We start from the raw sequence: 24,612 nt of genomic DNA on the forward strand, positions 1-24,612 counted from the left end.
GAAGTTAAGTATGACCAAAGACATTCATTTACTGTCTATATCAATCGATACTTAACTTCTGTACATTGTCATATTTTAAACAAGAAAGTGGCTTATCGTTGTACCATCTCTCTCGCTATAAGTTGATCACGCTGATTAAAGAATTGCTTATAACTCAAATATGTCGCTAATAAAGCGGACATAATAGTTGCAGTTGTATGAATAAATACAACCATTAATTGGAATTTAACTGCATCTAAAGGGGCTACGCCACCAATGATTAAACCTGTCATCATTCCTGGTATGGATACAATACCATATGTTTTTACAGAATCTATTGTTGGCACAATTGCCGTCTTAATACTTTGTCTAATCGTATCTTTCGATGCTAATTTTGGATTTGCACCTAAAGTTAATTTAGATTCAATTTGACTCATCTCTTTTACAAATTCTCTATCTAAATTCTGATAAGCTAAGTTAATAGCGATTAAACTATTACTCGCTAACATACCTGATACTGGAATAACTTCATTGGGTTTAAATTCAATCGCACCCGTCAGTACAACACCTACTAAAGGCAATGCTACACCGATAAATATTGAAATTAATGAAATTAGAAATACATGATGCATCACAACGGAAGCTCTGCCAATCGTATTCCATGCTGCATTAACAATGATGATAAGCACAAAGATAATTAGCACCCATTTTTGATTAATATTAAAGATAAAATGTAATAAATACCCTAAGATTACTAATTGTATAACTGCACGAATTGTCGACACTAATAAATCTTTGATGATATGTAATTTTTCTTTATAAGACACTATGATAGGAAATAGCAATAACAAGCCAGTAAGGGCTAATGCTGTCGTACTCATCTTAACACTTCCTCTTTCTCTATATGTCCATCTACCAAATGCAATCGCTTGTTAAAACGACGTAAACTTTGGTCTTTACTATGTGTAATCCACAGTATAGCCACACCCTGCTTCGCTAAACTAAAAATAAGTTCTTCAACTCTATTACGATTTTGAGTATCTAATGCACTCGTTGCTTCATCTAATAATAAAACTTTAGGTAAATACATCAACTGTCTGGCAATAGTAATTCTCTGACGTTCCCCACCAGATAAACGTTGAACTTTAGCATCCAATTTATAATGATCTAAGCCAACAGCTTTTAATAACTGCTTCGCCCTCTTTTTGTCAAAATGTTCATCTCTCACTTGTGCCGAAAATGCTAAATTATCTGCTATCGTCGTTTCAAACAAATCACTTTGTTGTAGTAAATAACTTACATCCATACGCAATGATTCCGGGTTTATCTGCTCATAATTCTGCTGTTGATAATATAGTGCACCTTGTGTTGGACTTATCAAATTACTGATCAAGCGAAATAGTGTGCTCTTCCCACTCCCTGAAGGTCCAATTATTGCTATAGTATCACCTTTATTGATAGTTAAATTAATGTCACTTAAAATTGTTCTATTGTCTACTGTATAAGATACATCCTTTATCTCTAGCATCTTTTTAACCTACCTCAATTCATTTGTCTCACTGGTTATATCATACCCATTTTAATGTAACACAACTTTGATATTTATCATTTCTTCCTAACTAAAATGATATGAAGGATTAAACATAGTGTAAGCAATTCTATTAAATGATGTTATGACGTACATACAATAGTGATAAATGATACAAAATTAATTAAAGCATGTAGTGTGATTGAAACTGCTAAATTTTTATCACTTTTCAAATATACGAGTGTTAGACCAATCGCAATAATGAAATAACCGCCAATTTCGAAGGGTGAAGTTGCATTTAATACATGAATACTCGAAAATGCTATGACAGATATGACTGTTGCAAAGCCGTACGAGATTTTTTTACCAAGCTCATGAATTAAAATATGACGAAAGATTAATTCTTCTATAATTGGTGTCAAAATCACAATATCTATAAATACGAATGGCAACATCCAATGACTTTCAAATAATTGCTCAAGACTCTGTTGATTTTGCGTCACACTAAATTGTAGTGACTTTGGTAAGAAGTGAATCAGCCAATCATAAACTGGTGTTGCGATTATAATAACAATATACGTTGCAATGATTAATAATATGTATCGAGGCACTTTACTTAATTTATCAAACGTTAATTTAATAAATGACACCTTTGGATAGAGTGCCATAAAGACAATGAGAATAATAACTGAACCTAAAATACTTCCAAATATTTGGGTTATATGTGCCTCTAGTATAGTTTCATTTTTTAGATTTAAGGCAAGTAATAGAATATAGCTAAATGCAAAAACGATTAAGGGCATGATATAACTTACTAATATATAGAGTGGGATAATTATAAAATCCTTCCTTGCCATTGTAGGTTTATCCCAGGGTAAGTATGGCTGATTTTTCATGTTGTTTGTACTAGATGATTTAATCATAAGTCACCGTCCTTATTGTTTATTTTTAATATACCATAATCATTTACATTCACTAAGGTTTTTATTTAATCCAAAAGCATTTAATTCTAACTTCATTTTTAATAATATTTATTTTTATTGTTATTTCTACTATTGTTGCAAAACTTACTTTTCGATGTAGTATATAGATAAATGGGGGATTATTATGACTTTACTGACAATACTTCAGTTCATAGTAAATATTATTTTAGTATTATTTTTAATTAGCATATTAATTATTGGGGGATTATTGCTATTTAAAGACAAACGCCAAAAGCAACATAGTGTATTGCGTAATTATCCATTATTAGCACGGGTACGCTACTTCTTTGAAAAAATCGGCCCAGAAATGAGGCAGTATTTATTTTTACCAGATACAAAAGGTAAACCATTTTCTCGAAATGATTTCACTCATATCGTATTAGCTGGAAAATATAATTCTAGAATGTCTAGCTTTGGTACACAAGAAGATTACGAAGACGGGTTCTATATTCAAAATACAATGTTTCCTCTCCAAACAACTGAACTACGTATCGATCAATCACCTATGATTTCAACCTTTATTTACCAAATTGATAACGAGCGTTTATTCGATAGAGATGAACACAGACATAAAACTGAAATTGATCCTTATTATTTATCAGACTCAGACCAAGTCGTACTAGGACCAAACTTAGCCTATCCGTTTAAGATTAAGCGTCTTGTAGGTCAATCAGGAATGAGTTATGGTGCTTTAGGTAGTCATGCAATCACTGCACTATCGAAAGGACTTGGACAAGCCGGCACTTGGATGAATACTGGAGAAGGTGGTCTATCTAAGTATCACCTGGCTGGTAACGTAGATATTATATTCCAAATTGGACCAGGACTGTTCGGCGTTCGTGATAAAGATGGGCATTTTGATTTAAGTGCCTTTCGTAATTTAGCACAGCAAGATGCAATCAAAGCCTTTGAAATTAAGCTAGCACAAGGTGCGAAAACGCGTGGCGGTCACATGCAAGGTAATAAGGTTACTGAAGAAATTGCTGAAATTAGGAAAGTTGAACCTTGGAAGACCATCAACTCACCCAATAGATTTACAGACATTGATAATCCACACGCACTACTTAATTGGGTTACTGAGTTACAACAATACGGACAAAAACCGGTCGGCTTTAAAATTGTAATCAGTAGTGTTGCTGAAATTGAAAGTCTTGTAACAACTATGATTGAAACAAATCAATACCCTGACTTTATTACTGTAGATGGTGGTGAAGGTGGTACTGGTGCTACGTTCCAAGAACTTGAAGATCGTGTTGGGTTACCATTATTTACTGCGTTACCCATTTTATCTGCAAAGTTAGAACAACACGGCATTCGAGATAAAGTGAAAATATTTGCTTCTGGTAAGTTAATCACCCCAGATAAAATAGCCATTGCACTTGGGTTAGGTGCAGACTTAATCAATATTGCAAGGGGGATGATGATCAGTGTGGGATGCATCATGAGCCAACAATGTCATATGAATACATGTCCTGTAGGTGTTGCTACAACTGATCCTAAGCGTGAAAAAGGGTTAATCATCGATGAGAAGAAGTACCGTGTAACTAATTTCGTCACGAGTCTCCACGAAGGTTTATTCAATATTGCAGCTGCTGTCGGCGTCGCATCACCAACACAAATTTCTAAAGAACATATTATTATTAAACAAAAAGACGGACAGCTACAATCTATCAATGATTATAAATTGAAGCTCATTGATAGCCATTAAACAGACTTGTCATAAATAGAACTGAACATGTCAGTGTAACAGAGTTATTTATCCTGACATGTTCAGTTATTTATTCTCTATTCATTTATTGCTAATTGCTCGGTTAATTTAGTTGCTATTTCCGCTTCACTATCTTCTAAAGGGTTAAATTCAAATTTCACACCATTAATGAATACTGTTGGAATTCCTCCGATTCCACGTTCAAAGGTTTCTTTTGTGATTGCCAATGAGCGTTCATCTGCTGTTTGTTGTGGTGTTAATTTAAATTCTTCTTCCATCTTTTTCTCTATTATGGCAAAGCTTTGTTTCCATGTTTGCTGTGTATCATATAATTGATGTATAAAGTTCAATGTTTCTTGTGGCTGTTCATAGTCTAAATAGATGTTCGCTACAGTCCCCTTCAATAAACCTTGTTTCGTTTTATCAAAGTGCTTTATGACATGCTTCACCTTTCCATTAGCGATTAAATCTTGTAAAGTCTTATCAGCAGCTTTAAAGTAATTTTTACAATATGGACAAGCAAAGTTAATAAATGATTCAACTGTGATAGGTGCTCGCTGTTCTCCAATGGTTAAATGTTTGATTTCTGACATATGATAAACCCCTCTCTTCAATTATTAATTCAATTGAAACATGAAATAGTGTTGATTGCATCAAATTTGTCTTAGCGTTTTACTAGGAATTAATATATACGATTATCACACAGCTTGTTCGCATGATAAGCCACTTCATTTCGTGGTAAACTATATATATTCTTATAAATGGGAGGAATTAAAATGGACAATTCAGTTAATCTACTAAAAACACTCACTGATATAGACGGTATTGCAGGGCACGAGATGGAAGTAAAATCAACAATGAAAGCATATTTAACACCTGTTAGTGATGAAATCGTTGAAGATAATCTTGGTGGCATTTTCGGTAAAAAGACAGCAACAGATGGTCACAAAACATTAATGGTCGCTGGTCACTTAGATGAAATAGGCTTTATTGTAACTAAAATTGATAAAGACGGATTCTTGAAGTTTACACCAATCGGTGGTTGGTGGAATCAAGTGATGTTATCTCAAAAAGTCACGGTAACAACAGATAGCGGTAAAAAAATTCGAGGTATTATCGGATGTAAACCACCACATGTCTTAACTCCTGAAGAGCGTAAGAAAAACGTCGAAATTAAAGACATGTTTATCGATATCGGTGTTAAAAGTAAAAAAGAAGCCGAACAATATGGTATTGATTTAGGCAATATGATTACACCCTATAGTGAATTTGAAACCCTAGCAAACAATAAATATTTAACTGCTAAAGCATTTGACAATCGTTATGGTTGTGCACTTGCGGTAGACGTGCTAAACAACTTAAAAGAAGACGACATCAATATTAATTTAGTTGCCGGTGCGAATGTTCAAGAAGAGGTTGGATTAAGAGGTGCTAAAGTTGCAGCGAATAAAATTAAACCAGATTTAGCAATTGCAGTCGATGTAGCTGTTGCATACGACACACCAGGAATGTCTGGTCAAGTTAGTGATACAGCTATCGGTAATGGCCCAGTCGTTATAATCATGGACGCTACAAACATTGGACACGTCGGCTTCACAAAACATATTAAGGAAGTTGCTAAAAAGCACAACATCTCAATTCAATTAGATACGACTGCTGGCGGTGGGACTGATGCTGGTAGTATTCATGTTGCAAATGAAGGTACGCCAACTGTGTCAATAGGTGTCGCGTTACGTTATATGCATTCAAATGTTTCAGTACTGCATACCGATGATTATAAAAATTCAGTTGCTTTAGTGACTGAAATCGTCAAATCATTAAATGATGATGTTGTAGAAAGTATTATCTGGTAAAATATTTAATAATTCACTCTATTTAAGCGATTATATGACATACTTGAATAGAATAGAAGTGCATCCATTGGCTATCTTTGTCTTTGAACACTTTAAGCAAATTATAGAATAACGAAAGATGCTATCTTCTATATAAATATTAAACGTCAATTTCTATTCGAACAATCCCCCAATGTGAGGGACTTAAATAGAAATTGACGTTTTTTATGCTCATTAAAGATTTTGCGCGTTCATTAAAATTCATTTCGCTGCTTCAATGATAAGTGTTTATTATTTTTGTTTGATCATGGCGTTATTTAGTAGTGCGTTTCCAATCATCATCACTCAACATTTCACCTGGCCAAGTATACGCCATTACACCACCATCAATTGTGATGGTTTCACCAGTTATAAATGAGCTGTCATCAGAAGCTAAGAAAGTAACTAATTTACCAATCTCTTCTGGTTTACCCAATCGACCTAAAGGCGTTACCCATTTTTGATTTTCTCTAAATGCTTGGCCCGCTTCATCTTCTTTTGTACCAGTCAATTTATCAACTAATGGTGTTTCAATCGTACCTGGTGCGATAGCATTCGCTCTAATATTCTCACGACCATATTCTATCGCAGTTGAACGTGTGAAGTTAATCACCCCACCTTTTGCTGCGTTGTATCCTGAACGCTTTAAGTCTGCTGCCTGTCCTGAAAATGAGGCAGTATTAATAATAGATCCACCCTTATCCATCATTAATGGTAATGTGAATTTTGTCATTAAAAAGGTTCCTTTTAAATCTACATTGATGATACTATCAAACACTTCTATTGGATATTCATGAATTCGACCTGCTGCATTATCTATACCAGCATTATTAAAGAGAATATCAATAGTTCCAAATGATGATTTAACCGATTCCGCAAATTGTTCTACGGCATTTGCATCGGAAACATCAACAATATATCCTGACGCTTTATATCCTTTATTATTTATTTCATTTACAACGTCGTGTACCTTGTCTGTTACGTCTACTGCTAGAACATGTGCTCCTTCTGCTGCCATAACTTGAGCAGTTGCTCTGCCAATACCTGTACTTGTACCAGTTAACACCGCAACCTTATTATCTAGTCTTCCCATAGCATATCACTACTCCTCTTCAAATATTTATTCCTTCTTCCCCTTTTATATTAACTATTACCGAAATAGCTTATTTTAAAACGCAACAACATATGCAGCATTTAAAGTCCTTCTCAAAAACACTCGGTTTTTTTCAAATATACAAAAATTTAGAATTTTCATTCTATTTACATAGAAATTTTGTTATACTTTCGTTAACTTATTTGGGAGGTAGATATTATGTCTTCAAACTCAAAAAGGAAAGTGTCACCTATTGATAGGTTTTTAAATATTGTTGAACTGATTGGGAACAAGCTACCTGATCCTAGTATTTTGTTCTTTCTTATGTGTGTGGGTTTGGCCGTATTGACCTGGATTGTGTCATTATTTCATGTCACAGTCAAACATCCTGGTACAGGTGATACGATCGCTATTAAAAGCATATTAAGTAAAGACGGACTTATGATGATTCTCAATGATTCAATTAAGAACTTTTCAGAATTCCCAGCTTTAGGTCTCGTCTTAGCCGTTATGTTAGGTATTGGTGTTGCTGAAAAGACTGGATATTTTGATAAATTAATGGTTCAAGTTGTACATAAAGCACCTAAAAAGTTTATTGTACCGGTCATCATCATAATTGGAATCTTAGGTAATGCTGCTGGAGATGCTGCACCTATTGTCTTACCCCCTCTAACAGCAATGGTATTTATCAAATTGGGTTATCATCCTATTGCTGGATTAGCAATGGCATATGCCTCAGCTATCGGTGGTTTTTCAGCTAACTTTATGATTGGTATGTCTGACGCGTTACTTTATGCTTTTACAAAGCCAGCTACCCAAATCGTCGCGAAAGATGTGCCTGTCAATGTAGCGATGAACTGGTATTTTATCGCGGCAAGCGTCATCGTGTTATTACCTGCAGTTTATTGGGTTACCATGCGCTTTGTAATTCCTAGACTCGGCACTTATGATGATACTAATGCCGACATCAATGCTGATGATAACAATGACAGCTTAACCAAGGAAGAAAATCGCGCAGTGTTTTGGGCTAATATAAGTTTCTTCATTGTTATACTGGTTATCATATTATGCGCTATACCTGAGCATAGCTTTTTACGAAATGCGAAAACGGGAAGTTTGCTCAATGATGCACCAATTATTAATGGTGTTGGTTTACTCATCCTTATCCTCTTTTTAGTACCAGGTTTAGTCTATGGTGTAATGATGAAAGTGTTTAATAGTACAAAGGATTTAGGTAAAATGCTAGCTGATTCCATGGCATCAATGGGATCATTTATCGTCATCGTATTCTTTGCTGCCCAATTATTAGCCTTTTTAGAATGGAGTAATTTGGGTGTCATTGTTGCAGTTAAAGGGGCTGCTATTTTACAAGGTCAGAATGGTATAGTGCTTATTCTAGGCATTATTTTATTGAGTGCATTGATTAATTTACTTATTGGAAGTGCTTCAGCAAAATGGGGCATTCTTGCACCGATATTTGTCCCTATGTTAATGCTTGTAGGATTCCATCCTGCATTCACACAAATGTTATATCGTATCGGTGATTCTATTAGTAACCCGATCACGCCAATGATGCCTTACTTGCCATTATTATTATCGTATGCTCAAAAATATGATAAAGATATGAAACTCGGATCTTTATTATCTAGTCTGATGCCATACACCATTATCTTAAGTATCGTTTGGCCACTATTTATGATTGTATGGTATTTACTTGGTTGGCCTTTAGGTCCAGGAGGTCCTCTAAAAATTAAATAACCATTTATATTAGGTCTAACATCTTAATATATGAGAGGCAATTGTTCGTAATAAACCAAAACAACCTTGTCTCTCATTTTCTTACTTTATAGGATAATTAAGCAAGATACCCCATACTTCCCCTTGAACAAATCGAATTATATTGCACACAAATCTTTTTAAATCATGTAATATATAATTAACAATTTGGGTAAATATAGTGTAGATACTATGATCACCTACTTTACTAGGAGGCAAATATGGAACGAATAGGTTTAATAGATATTGGCTCTAATACAATCAGACTCGTTATCTTTGAATTTGATACTAAGACTGGGTTAAATGAATTATTAAATATTAAAACACCCGCGCGATTAAGCCAATATTTAACAGATGATTTAACGATGAACGATGAAGGCATTAATGTGCTAACAAAGACCTTAAGTAGCTTTAAGAAAGTTGCTAAAAAGTTCAAAGTAAATGAATTACATCCAGTTGCAACAGCTGCGATAAGACAATCGAAAAATAGCGAAGAGATTATCGCTTTTATAAAAAAACATTTAGATGTTGAAATGACTATTATTCCAGAAACTGAAGAAGCGTTTTATGGTTTTTATGCAATTACACATACAACCGACATTCAAGATGGTATATCCATAGATATTGGTGGCGGTTCTACCGAAGTAACCTTATTTAAAAATAAGAGTTTAATAGAAGCTCACAGTTTCCCTTTCGGTGTCGTTACCTTAAAGAAAAAGTTCTTCGAAGGTAAGAACCATAATGATAAAAACGCTATTAAAGCAATGGAAAAATATATCGCTAAACAATTTGATCAACTACCATGGTTGAAGAAGCAACACGTTTCGCTCGTAGGCATTGGTGGTTCTGCACGAAACGTAGCACGTATCCACCAGTCAGAACATTCTTATCCAATTGGTGGAGTCCACAACTACAAGATGTCTGAAGAAAATATCGATGAAGTATATTCCATTATCAAGAAAAGTTCTAGAGATGAATTAAAGGACATTGATGGGTTAAGTAGAGATCGTGTCGACATCATCCTACCAGCTGTTTCGGTGTTTAGAACATTATTTAATAAAATAAATGCTACTCAATTCACCTTTTCAAGAAAAGGTTTACGTGAGGGATACGTTATGAAATTAATTAGCGAACGTTATCCAAAGGAATTTAGAAAGGACAATATCCGCAAAGATGCCTTATATCATTTAGCAAATGAGTATGGCATTGAAGAGGAAAGTGCTGAACAACGCGTCAAACTTGCTCATTCTTTACTATCACAATTGATTGATTTCAAAGCGATTGATGTCACAAAAGCAGAACAAAGACTATTCGCTGAGGGTGCGTTTCTGTACTACTTAGGTAGCTTTATCGATTCTGATTCTAGTTCACCACATACGTATTACATTATCGCTAACTCTATGATTGATGGATTTTCACACGAAGAACGCGTCAAACTCGCTTTACTTGCTAGTTTTAAAAATAAATCATTGCTGAAATATTTTAGCAACGAAACAAAATGGTTACACGGTAAAGCCTTTGACAACATCCAATATTTAGGGGGAATCATTAAATTTGTCAATGCTTTAAATATTTCTCATACAAGCTCTGTAGATAAGGTCAACTTAACAGAAGAAGATGGGCAATATACGCTCTACATCTATTATTCTGGTGAGCCAATTTCAGAAGAATATCAAGCACAACGACAAAAGAAACATATCGAGAAAATATTAAAGTCAGACCTTTCAATTATCTTTACAAAATCTTAAAATTCATATGATAAATTATGTTTATCAAAACATGATTTTAGTTTATAACGAGGTGTAATAGTCATTATGCAAAGAAATTTGGGAGAAAAAGATTTAAATTTACCACAATATTATAATAACAGGGAACTCAGTTGGTTAGATTTTAATTATCGTGTATTACAAGAAGCACAAGATAAAAATAATCCCCTACTTGAACAACTGAACTTTATATCAATATTTAGTTCTAATTTAGATGAATTTTTTATGGTTCGTGTTGCCGGCCTACAAGACCAAGTTAAGCTAGGATACGATAAACCTGAAAATAAAGCACAGTTAACACCCAGACAGCAACTCAATGAAATTAAGTTGAAAAATAAGCGCTATGTCGACTTACAATATCAACGCTATAACGAACTTGTGAACGAGTTGCGTCAATATCAAGTCGAAATTGTCACACCAGAAGCGCTTGATGATGCGCTATTAGAACAATTGGCAACCGAATTCAAATCAAATATATTACCTACCCTAACTCCATTAGGAATTGATGCATATCATCCATTCCCAAAACTCAATAATAAAAGTTTAAATATTTTTGTCGATATCGATACCGATGATGCAATCAATTCTGCTATTGTACAAATTCCATCATTGATACCTCGTTTTGTATATTTAAACGAAGGTAATACGCAGTATATTATCATGGTTGAAGATATTATCACCTTCTTTATCAATGAATTATTCACTGGATATGAGGTACTCAATACATTTACCTTTAGAATTACACGTAATGCCGATTTATCAATTCATGAAGAAGGTGCTGAAGACTTATTAATTGAAATTGAACGTTTCTTAAAGGAACGTAAGAGTGGTAGTGCTGTACGTTTAGAAGTTGATGGACGCCATGCTGCTTACGAAGATATTGTTTGGATTATGAATCAATTAGATGTGAAAGATGAAGAAGTTTACTTTGTAGACGGACCTCTAGATTTAACTATGATTTTTGGTTTAGTTGATCACCTATCAAATAAATTAAGCCATCTGACCTATAGAAAGTATATACCACAATTGCCAAGTTCATTAGGCACACATAATCTATTTGATTTATCTCTAGAACGAGATATCTTTTTCCATCATCCGTATGAATCCTTTGAACCCATTGTTGATTTTATACGTGATGCTGCTGAAGATCCCAATACCATTGCTATTAAGCAGACATTATACAGAGTTAGTAAAGACTCGCCAATTATAAATAGCCTTAAAGAAGCTGCTGAAAAAGGGAAACAAGTGACTGTATTGGTTGAATTGAAAGCCCGCTTCGATGAAGAAAACAATGTCCATTGGGCGAGAATGTTAGAAGATGCCGGTTGTCATGTTATTTACGGTATGACTAATTTAAAGACACATAGCAAAATAGCCTTAGTCGTTAAACGTGTAAATAATAAGCTTACTTCTTTCGTACATCTAGGTACTGGGAACTACAATGATAAAACGGCAAAAATCTATACTGATATGGGGATTATTACTACTGACAAAGAAATTGCGGACGACGCTTTAAAATTCTTTAATTATCTTAGCGGTTATTCGGTTAAACCAGATTATAATAAAATTATCGTTGCACCGTTTGATATCAGAGATGTCTTTATTGATCGAATTGACTGTGAGATTCGAGCACATCGAGAACATGGGAATGGCAAGATTATAATGAAGATGAATTCTCTAACAGACAAAGATATCATTTTAAAATTATTCGAAGCATCTTGTGCAGGTGTTAAAGTCCAATTAATTATACGTGGTATTTGTTGCCTTAAACCAGGTATACCTGGAATCAGTGACAATATTGAAGTTGTCAGTATTGTTGGTCGCTTTTTAGAACATTCTAGAATATATTATTTCCATAATAATGGGGACGAAAAGATTTATCTATCCTCTGCAGATGCGATGACTAGAAACATGATTAAAAGAGTCGAAATCTTGTTCCCTATAGAAGACAAAGTGATCGGTCAAAGATTATTGAACTATATGAACTTACAATTGTCTGATAATCAAAAAGGACGCTTCCAAGATAATGAAGGTCATTACCATTATATACAAAACAATTTATCACCATTAAATTCACAAGCTTATTTAATGAAAGAAGCAATGGAATTTGGTTCAGAACTCAAGGCACAAGCATCAAAGCCAAGCGGTCTGACTGTATCATCCAAAAGTGGCTGGTTTTCTAAATTAAGAAATTCTTTCAAAAAATAATTCAAATCATTAGCATAGTTGTAACTATTGTTAAGTCAAATTCATTATGCTAACTAAACTATAACAGTCACTCACTTTAACTACAGTGTTTGCTTGTTATAATCCTATAATTGCATGATGACTAGCACGACCAGCTCCTAGACACCCCTTTAAAAAGCTATTCAACAATATTAAATTTTGTAAATATAATAAGTCTGAGGTATCAGCTTAAAAAATATTACTCAGACAAATGAATTCATCCAAATTATCTAACCAGTAAATGTCTTTACACACATTTACTGGTTATTTTTTATTATGGTTTATATTCCAATATCAAATACATATCTCAAAGGACCGATATTTTAGAATAACTTTTACTATGTAGCATTACTTTTCACAGGCGCTCCCCCATTTACCATTACAAACGCAGCTTATAATTTTGATATAATGATGATAATGATGTTACAAGACAACCCTTACTAGGAGGATGTATATGCTTAATATCGAACAATTACAACAATCAAATCCTTTAATTTCAACATTGCAAACCTATACGCCAACCTTTTGGCATAATCCAAATTATGATTCAAATAATGAGTTACCTTTTACAATCGAAGATATAGAAGATGCGGCAGCAAGATTAGAGCGTTTTGCGAGTTATATTCGTCACGTCTTTCCCGAGACAGAACCATTAAACGGCATAATAGAATCCCCATTAAAGCGAATTCCAGCAATGCAAGAACAGTTGTCCCATCAATTTGGTGACAACACATATGCCAACCTTTGGTTAAAATGCGATCACGAATTATCTATATCTGGTTCAATTAAAGCGCGTGGCGGTATTTATGAAGTATTAAAATTTGCCGAATCCGTAGCCCAAACAGCTGGTGACTTAACTTATAATGATGACTATAAAATTTTAGCAACAGATACCTATCGTCAACTATTTAAGCAATATAAGATTGCTGTCGGATCAACGGGCAATTTGGGATTAAGTATTGGCATAATGAGTGCTAAGTTAGGGTTTTCCGTTGATGTTCATATGTCTAGCGATGCCCGTCAGTGGAAAAAAGAGCTTCTTCGTCGATACGGTGTTAATGTCATTGAACATCAATCAGATTATCAATTTGCGGTTGCTGAAGGCCGAAAATTAGCTGCAAGTGACCCAACATGTCATTTCGTAGATGATGAAGGTTCTGCTGATTTATTTTTAGGATATACCGTTGCTGCATTACGTTTAAAACAACAACTACAAGATAACCGCATAGTTGTCGATGCCGATCATCCATTATTTGTTTATTTACCTTGTGGTGTCGGTGGCGGTCCTGGAGGCGTTACCTTTGGACTTAAACAAATACTAGGACCACATGTTCATTGTGTATTTGCCGAACCTACACATGCACCTTGTATGTTACTTGGCATGATGACACAACTCCATGATCAAATTGCCGTAACAGATATTGGCTTAGATGGTCGCACAGCTGCAGATGGTTTAGCAGTATCTAGGCCATCCCGTCTAGTAGGTCAAATAATGAATCACTTACTCTTTGGAGTATTTACTGTTGATGACCAACAAATGTATCGTTATATTTCAATGTTACATCAAACAGAGGATATATTTATTGAGCCTTCAGCCGCTTCTGGGTTCGATGGAATCAGAGCGACGATTAAACAAGCTAAAACACAAGGCATACCTACAGATCAAGCAACACATATTGTATGGTCTACCGGTGGAAATATGGTGCCTGAAGATGAAAAGAAACAGTATTTAAATTATGGTGCCAACTTAAGATAAATCTAGCACGCCCTATTTTACATTTATACGTTAAATCACCATCGTTTCAACTAGATAATTCTTTCTTAACACAGTATTCTCGTTGTAGCGATTAATATTTGCTGTAATTACATTGAATATCTCAAATACTCAATAGCTATGTAACAATTGACGTTATATTAACTCGACATCATTTTGTTTACATGGCTATTTTTTATAGTTTAACAACCACACTACCCCCGTTTTCACATTCTAAAACTGGGGTATTTCAATACTATAATCTACATTCTCAATAAATTAGGCTTTTGAAATTTTATTATTTTCAGAATATTTATTGAATTAAAAAATCAACTATGTTACAGTATATTTTATCATTACACTTTAGTTCGGTAGAGAGTAAAAGTAAAAAGGTGGTCATAATATGAATACAACTGCATTGATAAAAAACAAAGAATATGAATTGTCATTTTTAAAGCATTTTCAAGATAATGACTTTAATTTAGTAGATTTTAGCTTTATAGAGTCATTGTCGTGGCAATCGTTGACAAAGGACGATTTACAACAAATGACTGAACGTAGTTTTTGGCAACATGATCATCATATTTACGCGTTGCGCAATGATTTTACCGATCAATTATTACGTTATTACAGTAACTATCCACCACAATATCAAAGGGTAGCTTATACAGGACCAATCGTGCGTGATAATGAGGTATACACACAACTAGGAATCGAACACTACAACCCTACTGTTAGCGATATGCAAGATGATTTTTTAACATTTTACAAATTTATACAAACAACGTTAAACGATGATATAGATTTTGTTATTTTAGGTCACTATCAACTTATAGATTTATTATTATCGGCAAATGAACAAACTCAAGATATCTTAAATTTAATTCAAGAACGCAATATATCCGAATTAACAACACAACTAGGTTCAGCACACCCTGTTGTTCAATTATTAACGACTAAAACAACTGAACAATTAAACTTGTTAAGCCAACTTTTTCCATACGACCACAAAACAATTCAAGCACTACGTCGTTGGGAACAATGGTTTAAATCGAATGATATCACTAATATACACTTAGACATCACACCACAACCACCACGATCTTATTACAAAGGTGCATTCATGCGTTGTCATCTAAAAAATAATAAATCACAACAGTTAACTGGTGGATTTTATAAAGGTGAATTAGAAGGTTTTGGACTAGGATTTATACTTTAAAGAAAATAAAGGAGAGAAATTTATGCTTACTGTAGCTTTAGCAAAAGGACGCTTATTAAAAAGCTTCATTGCTTATTTATATGAAATAGATGAACAAAAATTAGCAGATGCACTAGAACAAAGAGAGCGCCAATTATTAATTTCTGTAGATGATATACAGTTTGTACTGGTCAAAGGGAGCGATGTACCCATCTATGTAGAACAAGGTGTTGCAGACGTTGGTATTGTGGGGAGCGATATTTTAGAAGAAGGTAATTATACAATTAATAATTTATTAGACTTACCTTTCGGAGAATGTCACTTTGCGTTAGCATCCAAACCAGAAACAACTCAATTTAAAAAAGTAGCCACTTCTTATACGAAAACTGCGAAATCATACTTTGAAGCTCAAGGTTTAGATGTAGAATTGGTTAAGCTTTCAGGATCTATTGAGTTGGCATGTTTAGTCGATATGGTGGATGGCATCGTTGATATTGTTCAAACAGGTACGACACTTAAATCTAATGGTTTAGTTGAAAAAGACACGCTAAAAAATATTAACGCAAAACTAATCACCAATAAAGAAGCATATTTTAAAAAATCAAATGAAATTGATACATTTATTCAAACATTGGAGGTGTCACTCATTGATAATAGATAAAACAACCTTTCTCAAAGACTTTTTAAGCCAATCTTCACTTAATGAAGACTTATACCCTGTAGTTAAAGAGATTTGCGACACAGTTAAAGCATCAGGTGATTCAGCTTTAAAAGCTTATAACGCACAATTGGATGGTGTTGAAACCAATGACCTAGCCATCCCTTATAGTGATTTAGTAACAGCTTATAACAATATAGATGAAGCACTACGTCAAGCACTCACAACAAGCCATGAGCGCATCAAAGCATTTCAAACAACAATAAAGTGGTCAGATAAACAAGGTACAGATGAATGTTACGAAATGTATCATCCTTTAGAACGTGTCGGTGTTTATGTACCGGGTGGTAAGGCTAGTTACCCATCGACCGTATTAATGACAGTAACATTAGCAAAGGTAGCAGGTGTAGAAGATATTTCTGTGGTCACACCACCACAACAACATGGACTTTCTGATGCTGTACTTGCCGCATGCTATATCGCAGGCGCCGACAATGTCTATCAAGTGGGCGGCGCTCAAAGTATTGCTGCACTCGCTTATGGTACCGAAACGATACCTAAAGTCGATAAAATTGTAGGACCAGGTAATCAATATGTTGCATATGCTAAGAAATATCTCTACGGACAAGTAGGAATCGATCAAATAGCTGGACCAAGTGAAATTGCCTTAATCATTGATGACACAGCAGATTTAAATGCCATCACTTATGATGTCTTTGCCCAAGCCGAACATGATGAATTGGCTAGAACATTTGTGATCAGTGAAAATCGTGACATCTTAGAACGTTTGGAAAGTAATATTCAAGAACAATTACGTACAATTGAGCGACAGCCTATTGTAGAAGCTAGTTTGCAAAACAATCACTTTTTAATAGCTGTAGCAAATCAAGACGAAGCAAGCGACGTCATGAATCAAATAGCACCGGAACACGCTTCTATACAAACTAGAAACCCAGAAGCATATTTAAATAAAGTACGTTATGTCGGAGCATTATTCTTAGGGTATTATTCACCTGAGGTCATTGGAGATTATGTAGCTGGACCAAGTCATGTCTTACCAACAAATCAAACAGCTCGTTTTACAAATGGATTATCTGTAAATGATTTCTTAACACGTCATTCAGTAATTAATTTATCAGAAAGGTCATTCAATCAGATTGAAGACGCAGCACGAACTCTAGCACATACTGAAGCGTTATATAACCACGAACAATCTGTACAAGTTCGTACGACAAAGGAGTAACAGATAATGATTAGAATAAACAAAAATGAAAGTCCCCTGCGCCCATTATCAAATGAGCAGCTTGCCGATATTATACAACAAGCCACATTTAATTTTTATCCTGATGATGAATATAATCGTTTTAAGACTGCTTATGCTAAATATTTTAACCTTAAGCCAACACAAATTACAGCTGGTAATGGTTCAGATGAATTGATACAAAAGCTAATGCTCATCATGCCTGATGGTCCTGTATTAACACTTAACCCTGACTTCTTTATGTACCAAGCATATGCTGGACAAGTAAACAGACCAATTGAATTTGTAGATGCTGATGATGATTTAACATTTAACTTAGACACGATTTTACAGCGAATTGATGATGTACGACCGGCATTCTTCATCATGAGTAATCCTCATAATCCGACAGGTCATCAATATTCATTACCATTTCTAACAGCTATAGCAGATAAGATGAAAGCGATTGGAGGCTATTTCGTAATCGATGAGGCTTATTTGGACTTTGGCGAAGCTTATGAGATTGATTTAGCACCACATATACTTCAAATGCGTACATTGTCTAAAGCATTTGGTATTGCAGGGTTACGATTAGGTGTGTTAATTGGTACAGAAGAAACCATCCAACGCATACAACGCATTGAACATCCTTATCCATTAAATACAATCACCTTATATATTGCTATATATATGTTTGAACATGAAAAGATGACTGCTAGCTTTATTGAAGAACAACGCCGTCTAGCTATCAAGTTACGTAATATTTTTGAAAGTAAAGTCTCAGATATCATCAAAATTTACCCTTCTGCGACAAACTTTGTATTAACTAAAGGTGAGGCTGCACATAGCTTAGGTAAATATATACAAGAACATGGTTTCTTACCTCGTTTATATGATGAACCGAATATGGCAGACTATGTTCGCTATTCTATAGCAACTGACGAGCAATTAGATCAGTTAGCAGAAATTATTAAAAACTGGAGGATTCAATATGACTTATCAAAAGAAGCGTAATACGGCAGAAACGCAATTAAATATCACGCTTGCCAATGATGCTAGCGAAAGTAATATCAATACAGGTGTTGGCTTTTTAGACCATATGTTGACCCTCTTTAGCTTTCATAGTCAGCTATCTTTACAAATTGAAGCAAATGGTGATACCGAAGTTGATGACCACCATGTAACAGAAGATATTGGCATTGTTTTAGGTCAATTACTGTTAGAAATGGTTAGAGATCGTACAAGTTTCAAACGCTACGGTCACAGCTATATCCCTATGGATGAAACACTATCACGTACCGTTGTCGATATTAGCGGTCGCCCCTATTTGTCATTTAATGCCGAATTTAGTAAAGAAAAAGTCGGAACTTTCGATACTGAATTAGTAGAAGAATTCTTCCACGCTTTAGTTATTAACGCACGTCTTACCACGCATATTGATTTATTACGTGGTGGCAATACACATCACGAAATCGAAAGTATTTTCAAATCGTTCGCTAGAGCACTTAAAGAGGCCTTATCACAGAATGATTATGACGGTGTACCTTCGTCTAAGGGTGTGATTGAATGATTGCTATTATAGATTATGGTTTGGGGAATATTCGCAATGTACAACGTGCAGTGAAACACTTGGGTTATGATGCTATTTTAACTGACAAGCAAAGTGAAATTGAGGCTGCTGAATTAGTTATCCTTCCCGGTGTAGGACACTTTAAAGATGCAATGCGTGCAATCGAAGAACGTGGCTTAGATGCTATTTTAAAAGCAATTCACGACAAACCTATTATCGGTATTTGTTTAGGTATGCAGCTATTATTCGATTGGAGTGCAGAAGGCGATGTTGCAGGTTTGAAGTTAATCCCTGGAAAAATCGTACCTATTGATACACCTTATCCCGTTCCTCACTTGGGGTGGAATAACCTCATCAGTAATCAACAACAATTGACACATGATGTATATTTTGTACATTCTTACCAAGCTGAAATGTCACAATTTGTAGTTGCTTATGCAGAGTACGGTGCACAAATACCTGCAATTGTTCAACACAGACATTATATTGGTATTCAGTTTCATCCTGAAAAAAGCGGTGAAAATGGATTAGCAATACTAAACCAAGCTCTGAAAGGCGGATTCTTAAATGATCAAATTATGGCCAGCAATTGATTTAATCAATGCTACAAGCGTGAGATTAACAGAAGGAAAATATGATTCAGAAGAAAAAATGACACGTACCGCTGAAGAAAGTATACAGTTTTACAATCAATTTCAGTGCGTGGATCGAATTCATATAGTCGATTTAATCGGTGCAAAAAAACAATCTTCTATAGAGCAAGATTATATTAAAACATTAAGAAATTTAACTGACAAACCGATGGAAGTTGGCGGTGGCATCCGTAGTGAAACAACAATTCAACAGTATTTTGATGCTAATATCGACTTTTGTATTATTGGTACGAAGGGTATTCAAGATTTGACATGGCTAGCTGATATGGCTCAAAAATACCCTAATCGTTTATATTTGTCAGTCGATGCTTATCGTCGCGAAGTAAAGATTAATGGTTGGGAACAAGATGCTCAATTAGATTTATTTGATTTAGTTGAACAAATCAATCATTTACCGCTTGGCGGCATTATATATACTGATATTTCGAAAGATGGAAAGCTATCAGGACCAAACTTTGAAATTACTGGTCAACTTGTAAAAGCTACAGATAAACACGTTGTCGCTTCAGGTGGTATACGTCACCAACAAGACTTAGTCCAACTTGAAACACTAGGTGTGCACGCTGCAATTGTAGGTAAAGCAGCACATGATCCAAATTTCTGGGAGGGATTATCATGATCAAGAAACGCATTATCCCTTGTCTTGATGTCAAAGATGGTCGTGTAGTAAAAGGTATTCAATTTAAAGGATTGCGCGATATTGGTAATCCTGTAGATTATGCGCTTTATTATAATGAACAAGGTGCTGATGAGTTAGTATTTCTTGATATTTCACGAACTGAGGCAGGACATGACCTTGTACTAGATGTTATTGAAGAAACCGCCGAAAAATTATTTATTCCACTTACTGTCGGCGGTGGTATATCAACTTTAGACGATATTTCGAAATTATTAAATCACGGTGCAGATAAGGTATCATTAAATTCAAGTGCTTTAAAGAACCCTCAATTTATTAAAGAAGCCAGTGAAAAGTTTGGTAGTCAATGCATTTGTATCGCAATTGATAGTAACTATGATAGCGAATTAGAAGATTACTTTTGCTATACACATGGTGGTAAACAACGTACTGATGTCAGAGTATACGATTGGGTTCAACAAGTAGAGGCTCTTGGTGCAGGCGAACTGCTAATCACCAGTATGACACATGATGGTATGAAACAAGGGTTTGATGTCTCACACTTACACGCCATTGAATCATTGGTCAATATTCCAATCATTGCTTCAGGTGGTGGCGGAAATCCAGACCATTTTGTGGATCTCTTTAAGCAAACCAATGTATCAGCTGGCCTTGCAGCAAGTATTCTGCATGATAAAGAAACAACAATAAACGAAATAAAGCAAACAATGTCACAAGGAGGTATTCCAGTAAGATGACACAACCTGACTTTTCTAAAGGATTATTACCAGCTATATTACAAGATGTAAACACTAAACAAGTATTGATGTTAGGTTACATGAATGAAGCTGCCTATAACAAAACACTAGAAGACCGTGTGGTATGCTTCTATTCTCGATCAAAAGAGCGCCTTTGGACTAAAGGTGAAACATCAGGTCACACTCAAGAAGTGCGTAATATTTATCTAGATTGTGACCAAGATACGATTTTAATAGATGTAGTGCCAAACGGTCCCACATGTCACACAGGCAGTCAAAGTTGCTTTAACACAGAAGTACCTTATAATGTACAACAATTAGAGCAGACAGTTGATCAAAGTGCAAATGCTGATAAATCAAATTCTTATACACAGTATTTATTGAATGAAGGTCTTGAAAAAATAACCAAAAAATTTGGTGAAGAGGCATTTGAAGTAGTAATTGGTGCGATGAAGTCAGATAAAGCAGAGGTAACTAATGAAACAGCAGATTTAATGTACCATCTATTTGTTTTATTACATGCACTAGACATTGACTTTAAAGATGTTGAAGCTGTATTAGCTGAGCGACATAAGAAATCAAATAATTTTAAAGGTGAACGCTCAAACGTTGAGAATTGGTAATATCTTCACCGATTTAATCTATAAAATAACCGCCATTATCCATCTGTTATTGCTGATGTTTGATAATGGCGGTTTCTTTATTATTTTAATAACTGTTGTTTAAAGTTTTTCGCTTGTTGTTCTACTGAAATAATATCTGCATAAATTGCTTCATCCATGGTGTAGTATATTACCTGATTATTTTGGACTGCTTTGTTATTTTTCCAAATAGATGATTTTACAAACTCATTATTAGGCTTCTTGCCATTTGCAGTTGGAATGAGTAAGTAATCACCGGCATAGTCGTTAAATTTTTCTTTAGGTACTTTCATATATTTTTCTTTCGGCATAGCTGCTTTAGCATCGGAATCTTCTGCTAGTTTGAATCCCTCATAAATAGCTTCACTACCTCTTCCAAATCTTGGACCAAATTGGTAAATATCTTTCGCTTGTACATCCATTATTGAAAATGTTTTATCCTTCCCAATTTTCTTTTTAATTTCCTTACCATCTTTTGCTAATTTCTTCGATAATGTATTTGCCTGCTGTTGCGCCAATTTCTCTTTATTGACTAATTTCCCTAATTCAACATGTGTCTCTTTATAATCCATATTTTGGACCTTAATTGGAACTGTAGGTGCAATTTTAGCTAATTTTTTATTATTTTTATTTTCTTTATACGTAATAATTAAATCCGGCTTCAATTTTGCTGCTGCTTCTACATCTTCTGGATTAATTTTCTTTACTTTATCCATTTTCAAATATTTAGAATTCGGAAAAACATTAGTAATAGCAATTGGTGTGACACCTAGTTTTTTAAAATTACCGTAATTCGCAGTCAAATCTAACACACGTTTCGGATGTTTCGGTATCTTTACTTTACTACCATCTGATGTAACATATTCCTTACTGTCTGTATCTCCTTTAGTACTTTTACTTTCTTCCGACTTTCCACAAGCTGCTAATAATAATATAAAGCACAACATAACACTAATTAATTTTTTCAATATATTACCCTCCCTTATCTATTAACATTAATAATAATAGATAATGATTATCATTTGCAATATGTAATTGATAATATTTTGATAAATTAAAAATAAAGAATAAATATATATCCAATCAACCGAGTAAGACACAGTATCTTAAATAATTTAAAACATAAAGATAGCCAACTCAAGACAGGCAAAATTTGAGTTGGCTTTATTCTAAAATTTATATTTAAACACCAAAATAACCAATTTTAGTTTGGTTCGAACAGATATACGTCACCAGATGCTTCAAAGTTATCATACTGTGTTTCTCTCAAAAAACCTAAAGATTTCGCTGTTCGAATAGAAGGAATATTGTCAGCTTTAGTATGTGCAACAATCCTATTATCTATATGTTGGACTTTCTTAATATATTGTATAAGTGCAAGACAGGCCTCTTTTGTATAGCCTTTTCGCCCATACTCTGGACTTAAACGATATGCCAAATTTAACACTACATTACCATCTAACCGTTTGTATCTTAGACCACACATACCTATCATTGCTTTCGATTCCTTGTCAATCATTAAACAATAACCAAAATCATACGCTAACCAATGTTTTATCCATTCATTTAACATTTCTTTTGTTTCACTTATCTCTCGATGTGGACCAGCCGGATTATATACGTTTGTTCTAGGATCAGCATGCAATTGATACAACGCTGTTAGATAATCTTCAGTTGGTCTAATCAGCAACAAACGCTTCGTTTCTAGTACAATATTCAAGTTTATTTATATCCCCTTTATTTAGATAGATAGAAATTTAATCATGTTGCTAAAGTGACTTCTTATGAATTCTATACTGGTCTAACAGTAATTTCATTTACATTGACATGACTTGGCTGTTGCAATGCATATATAACAGAAGATGCAATATCTTCAGGATCTAACTTCTTACGTTCGCCCCAATCTGTATCTCCACTTAATGGTGTATCTACCATTCCAGGTGAAATACTTGTCACTCTCACTCCTGTCTTAGCTAATTCTTTTTCTAAGCCTTGAGTTATAGAATGGACCGCTGCTTTCGTTGCACTATACATCGTACTTTTCTTTGTAACTTCGAAACCAGAAATTGAAGCAATGTTAATAATATGACCCTCTGATTGCTCTAAGAATGTCGGTAAAACCGCATTTATTCCATATAATGTACCTTTGACATTAACATCAATCATGGTATCCCATGCAGCTACATTACCTTCAGTAATGGCTGATGATAACATTTGACCCGCACTATTTACTAATATATCAACACTACCAAATTGTTGTTTTACCTTTGATACAACCGACTCAACCGCTTCTTGTGAGGTAACATCTAATATTTCTGTAACTACATCTGTTTCAGATAGCTCAGAAACTTGGTCTGCAACCTGTTTAAGGTTAACTTCATTTCGACCTGTTAAGACAACTTTGACACCTTGCTTTGCTAGGGATTTAGCTATACTCGCGCCTATACCACTACTCCCACCTGTAATGATAGCAACTTTATTTGTTAATTCCATAATTACACATCCTTCTAAATTTAATAATTAACGCCTACTTATTGTGCCTATTTTATCATTTCATATTTTTTATATAAACGAATTAGTGTCATTCCATTATTA

Annotated in this window: 23 protein-coding genes; 15 read left to right on the top strand and 8 right to left on the bottom strand. The window is 34.5% G+C overall.

The window, feature by feature from the left end; all coding sequences use genetic code 11:
- Positions 1 to 92 precede the first annotated feature (92 nt).
- The 3 genes from ACF91D_RS17105 to ACF91D_RS17115 all read right to left on the bottom strand — a co-directional run bounded on the left by ACF91D_RS17105 (position 93) and on the right by ACF91D_RS17115 (position 2,430).
- Positions 93 to 860 (bottom strand): ABC transporter permease, encoded by a 768-nt coding sequence (locus ACF91D_RS17105; protein WP_042739226.1) that lies wholly within the window; start codon positions 858 to 860, stop codon positions 93 to 95.
- Complete coding sequence (locus tag ACF91D_RS17110) at positions 857 to 1,507, bottom strand: ABC transporter ATP-binding protein (protein ID WP_107511841.1); 651 nt, start codon at positions 1,505 to 1,507, stop codon at positions 857 to 859. The genes ACF91D_RS17105 and ACF91D_RS17110 overlap by 4 nt, the downstream gene beginning before the upstream one ends.
- Before the next feature lie 143 nt (positions 1,508 to 1,650).
- Positions 1,651 to 2,430 (bottom strand): CPBP family intramembrane glutamic endopeptidase, encoded by a 780-nt coding sequence (locus ACF91D_RS17115; RefSeq protein ID WP_042739224.1) that lies wholly within the window; start codon positions 2,428 to 2,430, stop codon positions 1,651 to 1,653.
- A gap of 184 nt (positions 2,431 to 2,614) precedes the next feature.
- On the opposite strand from ACF91D_RS17115, the gene ACF91D_RS17120 reads away from it, so the two are divergent.
- Positions 2,615 to 4,198, top strand: a complete 1,584-nt coding sequence (locus ACF91D_RS17120) for an FMN-binding glutamate synthase family protein (protein ID WP_107526597.1) — start codon at positions 2,615 to 2,617, stop codon at positions 4,196 to 4,198.
- 77 nt (positions 4,199 to 4,275) lie between these two features.
- On the opposite strand, the gene ACF91D_RS17125 is transcribed toward ACF91D_RS17120, so the two are convergent.
- On the bottom strand, positions 4,276 to 4,791 hold the full coding sequence (locus ACF91D_RS17125) for a thioredoxin domain-containing protein (RefSeq protein ID WP_107526596.1): 516 nt from the start codon (positions 4,789 to 4,791) through the stop codon (positions 4,276 to 4,278).
- A gap of 183 nt (positions 4,792 to 4,974) precedes the next feature.
- Here ACF91D_RS17125 and ACF91D_RS17130 point away from each other — a divergent pair, with 183 nt between their 5' ends.
- Entirely contained in the window at positions 4,975 to 6,051 is a 1,077-nt protein-coding gene (locus ACF91D_RS17130) for a M42 family metallopeptidase (RefSeq protein WP_107526595.1), read from the top strand.
- Positions 6,052 to 6,343: 292 nt separating this feature from the next.
- Here the strand turns inward: ACF91D_RS17130 and ACF91D_RS17135 are convergent, their stop codons facing one another.
- On the bottom strand, positions 6,344 to 7,162 hold the full coding sequence (locus tag ACF91D_RS17135) for an SDR family oxidoreductase (RefSeq protein ID WP_107526594.1): 819 nt from the start codon (positions 7,160 to 7,162) through the stop codon (positions 6,344 to 6,346).
- 219 nt (positions 7,163 to 7,381) lie between these two features.
- Between ACF91D_RS17135 and ACF91D_RS17140 the strand changes: the two genes are divergently transcribed.
- The 13 genes from ACF91D_RS17140 to hisIE all read left to right on the top strand — a co-directional run bounded on the left by ACF91D_RS17140 (position 7,382) and on the right by hisIE (position 21,999).
- A complete protein-coding gene (locus ACF91D_RS17140) occupies positions 7,382 to 8,920 on the top strand; it encodes an AbgT family transporter (protein ID WP_107526593.1) in 1,539 nt (512 codons plus the stop codon).
- A 239-nt stretch (positions 8,921 to 9,159) separates the two neighbouring features.
- Complete coding sequence (gene ppx / locus ACF91D_RS17145) at positions 9,160 to 10,686, top strand: exopolyphosphatase (RefSeq protein ID WP_107526592.1); 1,527 nt, start codon at positions 9,160 to 9,162, stop codon at positions 10,684 to 10,686.
- 66 nt (positions 10,687 to 10,752) lie between these two features.
- A complete protein-coding gene (locus ACF91D_RS17150) occupies positions 10,753 to 12,912 on the top strand; it encodes an RNA degradosome polyphosphate kinase (RefSeq protein WP_107526591.1) in 2,160 nt (719 codons plus the stop codon).
- A 472-nt stretch (positions 12,913 to 13,384) separates the two neighbouring features.
- Entirely contained in the window at positions 13,385 to 14,686 is a 1,302-nt protein-coding gene (locus tag ACF91D_RS17155) for a D-serine ammonia-lyase (RefSeq protein WP_107526590.1), read from the top strand.
- 400 nt (positions 14,687 to 15,086) lie between these two features.
- Positions 15,087 to 15,902 (top strand): ATP phosphoribosyltransferase regulatory subunit, encoded by an 816-nt coding sequence (locus ACF91D_RS17160; RefSeq protein ID WP_042739215.1) that lies wholly within the window; start codon positions 15,087 to 15,089, stop codon positions 15,900 to 15,902.
- A gap of 22 nt (positions 15,903 to 15,924) precedes the next feature.
- Positions 15,925 to 16,542: an ATP phosphoribosyltransferase gene (gene hisG / locus ACF91D_RS17165; protein WP_042739214.1), complete on the top strand. Its 618-nt coding sequence runs from the start codon at positions 15,925 to 15,927 to the stop codon at positions 16,540 to 16,542.
- Positions 16,532 to 17,782, top strand: a complete 1,251-nt coding sequence (hisD, locus tag ACF91D_RS17170; RefSeq protein WP_392437446.1) for a histidinol dehydrogenase — start codon at positions 16,532 to 16,534, stop codon at positions 17,780 to 17,782. The genes hisG and hisD overlap by 11 nt, the downstream gene beginning before the upstream one ends.
- Before the next feature lie 6 nt (positions 17,783 to 17,788).
- Positions 17,789 to 18,793 (top strand): pyridoxal phosphate-dependent aminotransferase, encoded by a 1,005-nt coding sequence (locus tag ACF91D_RS17175; RefSeq protein ID WP_107526588.1) that lies wholly within the window; start codon positions 17,789 to 17,791, stop codon positions 18,791 to 18,793.
- Positions 18,771 to 19,349: an imidazoleglycerol-phosphate dehydratase HisB gene (gene hisB, locus ACF91D_RS17180; protein WP_107526587.1), complete on the top strand. Its 579-nt coding sequence runs from the start codon at positions 18,771 to 18,773 to the stop codon at positions 19,347 to 19,349. The genes ACF91D_RS17175 and hisB overlap by 23 nt, the downstream gene beginning before the upstream one ends.
- Positions 19,346 to 19,942 carry an imidazole glycerol phosphate synthase subunit HisH gene (gene hisH, locus ACF91D_RS17185; protein WP_107526586.1) on the top strand — a complete coding sequence of 199 codons (597 nt, stop codon included), beginning with the start codon at positions 19,346 to 19,348 and terminating at the stop codon, positions 19,940 to 19,942. Before hisB ends, hisH begins: the two co-directional genes overlap by 4 nt.
- On the top strand, positions 19,917 to 20,621 hold the full coding sequence (gene hisA, locus ACF91D_RS17190) for a 1-(5-phosphoribosyl)-5-((5-phosphoribosylamino)methylideneamino)imidazole-4-carboxamide isomerase (RefSeq protein ID WP_107526585.1): 705 nt from the start codon (positions 19,917 to 19,919) through the stop codon (positions 20,619 to 20,621). Before hisH ends, hisA begins: the two co-directional genes overlap by 26 nt.
- Positions 20,618 to 21,376, top strand: a complete 759-nt coding sequence (gene hisF, locus ACF91D_RS17195) for an imidazole glycerol phosphate synthase subunit HisF (protein WP_392437433.1) — start codon at positions 20,618 to 20,620, stop codon at positions 21,374 to 21,376. Before hisA ends, hisF begins: the two co-directional genes overlap by 4 nt.
- Entirely contained in the window at positions 21,373 to 21,999 is a 627-nt protein-coding gene (gene hisIE, locus ACF91D_RS17200) for a bifunctional phosphoribosyl-AMP cyclohydrolase/phosphoribosyl-ATP diphosphatase HisIE (protein ID WP_042739207.1), read from the top strand. Before hisF ends, hisIE begins: the two co-directional genes overlap by 4 nt.
- 80 nt (positions 22,000 to 22,079) lie before the next feature.
- Here the strand turns inward: hisIE and ACF91D_RS17205 are convergent, their stop codons facing one another.
- From ACF91D_RS17205 to ACF91D_RS17215, 3 genes are all read right to left on the bottom strand, one after another.
- A complete protein-coding gene (locus tag ACF91D_RS17205; protein ID WP_082039249.1) occupies positions 22,080 to 22,985 on the bottom strand; it encodes an ABC transporter substrate-binding protein in 906 nt (301 codons plus the stop codon).
- A gap of 236 nt (positions 22,986 to 23,221) precedes the next feature.
- Complete coding sequence (locus ACF91D_RS17210; protein ID WP_157946384.1) at positions 23,222 to 23,737, bottom strand: GNAT family N-acetyltransferase; 516 nt, start codon at positions 23,735 to 23,737, stop codon at positions 23,222 to 23,224.
- 71 nt (positions 23,738 to 23,808) lie between these two features.
- Entirely contained in the window at positions 23,809 to 24,513 is a 705-nt protein-coding gene (locus ACF91D_RS17215) for an SDR family oxidoreductase (protein ID WP_107527780.1), read from the bottom strand.
- Between the last annotated feature and the right edge of the window lie 99 nt (positions 24,514 to 24,612).

The organism is Staphylococcus sp. 231237_7MaSpsaltlick (assembly GCF_043107035.1).

Coding starts and splice junctions, on each gene's coding strand:
- ACF91D_RS17105 (WP_042739226.1), bottom strand. CDS start 860: ATGAGTACGACAGCATTAGCCCTTACTGGCTTGTTATTGCTATTTCCT.
- ACF91D_RS17110 (WP_107511841.1), bottom strand. CDS start 1,507: ATGCTAGAGATAAAGGATGTATCTTATACAGTAGACAATAGAACAATT.
- ACF91D_RS17115 (WP_042739224.1), bottom strand. CDS start 2,430: ATGATTAAATCATCTAGTACAAACAACATGAAAAATCAGCCATACTTA.
- ACF91D_RS17120 (WP_107526597.1), top strand. CDS start 2,615: ATGACTTTACTGACAATACTTCAGTTCATAGTAAATATTATTTTAGTA.
- ACF91D_RS17125 (WP_107526596.1), bottom strand. CDS start 4,791: ATGTCAGAAATCAAACATTTAACCATTGGAGAACAGCGAGCACCTATC.
- ACF91D_RS17130 (WP_107526595.1), top strand. CDS start 4,975: ATGGACAATTCAGTTAATCTACTAAAAACACTCACTGATATAGACGGT.
- ACF91D_RS17135 (WP_107526594.1), bottom strand. CDS start 7,162: ATGGGAAGACTAGATAATAAGGTTGCGGTGTTAACTGGTACAAGTACA.
- ACF91D_RS17140 (WP_107526593.1), top strand. CDS start 7,382: ATGTCTTCAAACTCAAAAAGGAAAGTGTCACCTATTGATAGGTTTTTA.
- ppx (WP_107526592.1), top strand. CDS start 9,160: ATGGAACGAATAGGTTTAATAGATATTGGCTCTAATACAATCAGACTC.
- ACF91D_RS17150 (WP_107526591.1), top strand. CDS start 10,753: ATGCAAAGAAATTTGGGAGAAAAAGATTTAAATTTACCACAATATTAT.
- ACF91D_RS17155 (WP_107526590.1), top strand. CDS start 13,385: ATGCTTAATATCGAACAATTACAACAATCAAATCCTTTAATTTCAACA.
- ACF91D_RS17160 (WP_042739215.1), top strand. CDS start 15,087: ATGAATACAACTGCATTGATAAAAAACAAAGAATATGAATTGTCATTT.
- hisG (WP_042739214.1), top strand. CDS start 15,925: ATGCTTACTGTAGCTTTAGCAAAAGGACGCTTATTAAAAAGCTTCATT.
- ACF91D_RS17175 (WP_107526588.1), top strand. CDS start 17,789: ATGATTAGAATAAACAAAAATGAAAGTCCCCTGCGCCCATTATCAAAT.
- hisB (WP_107526587.1), top strand. CDS start 18,771: ATGACTTATCAAAAGAAGCGTAATACGGCAGAAACGCAATTAAATATC.
- hisH (WP_107526586.1), top strand. CDS start 19,346: ATGATTGCTATTATAGATTATGGTTTGGGGAATATTCGCAATGTACAA.
- hisA (WP_107526585.1), top strand. CDS start 19,917: ATGATCAAATTATGGCCAGCAATTGATTTAATCAATGCTACAAGCGTG.
- hisF (WP_392437433.1), top strand. CDS start 20,618: ATGATCAAGAAACGCATTATCCCTTGTCTTGATGTCAAAGATGGTCGT.
- hisIE (WP_042739207.1), top strand. CDS start 21,373: ATGACACAACCTGACTTTTCTAAAGGATTATTACCAGCTATATTACAA.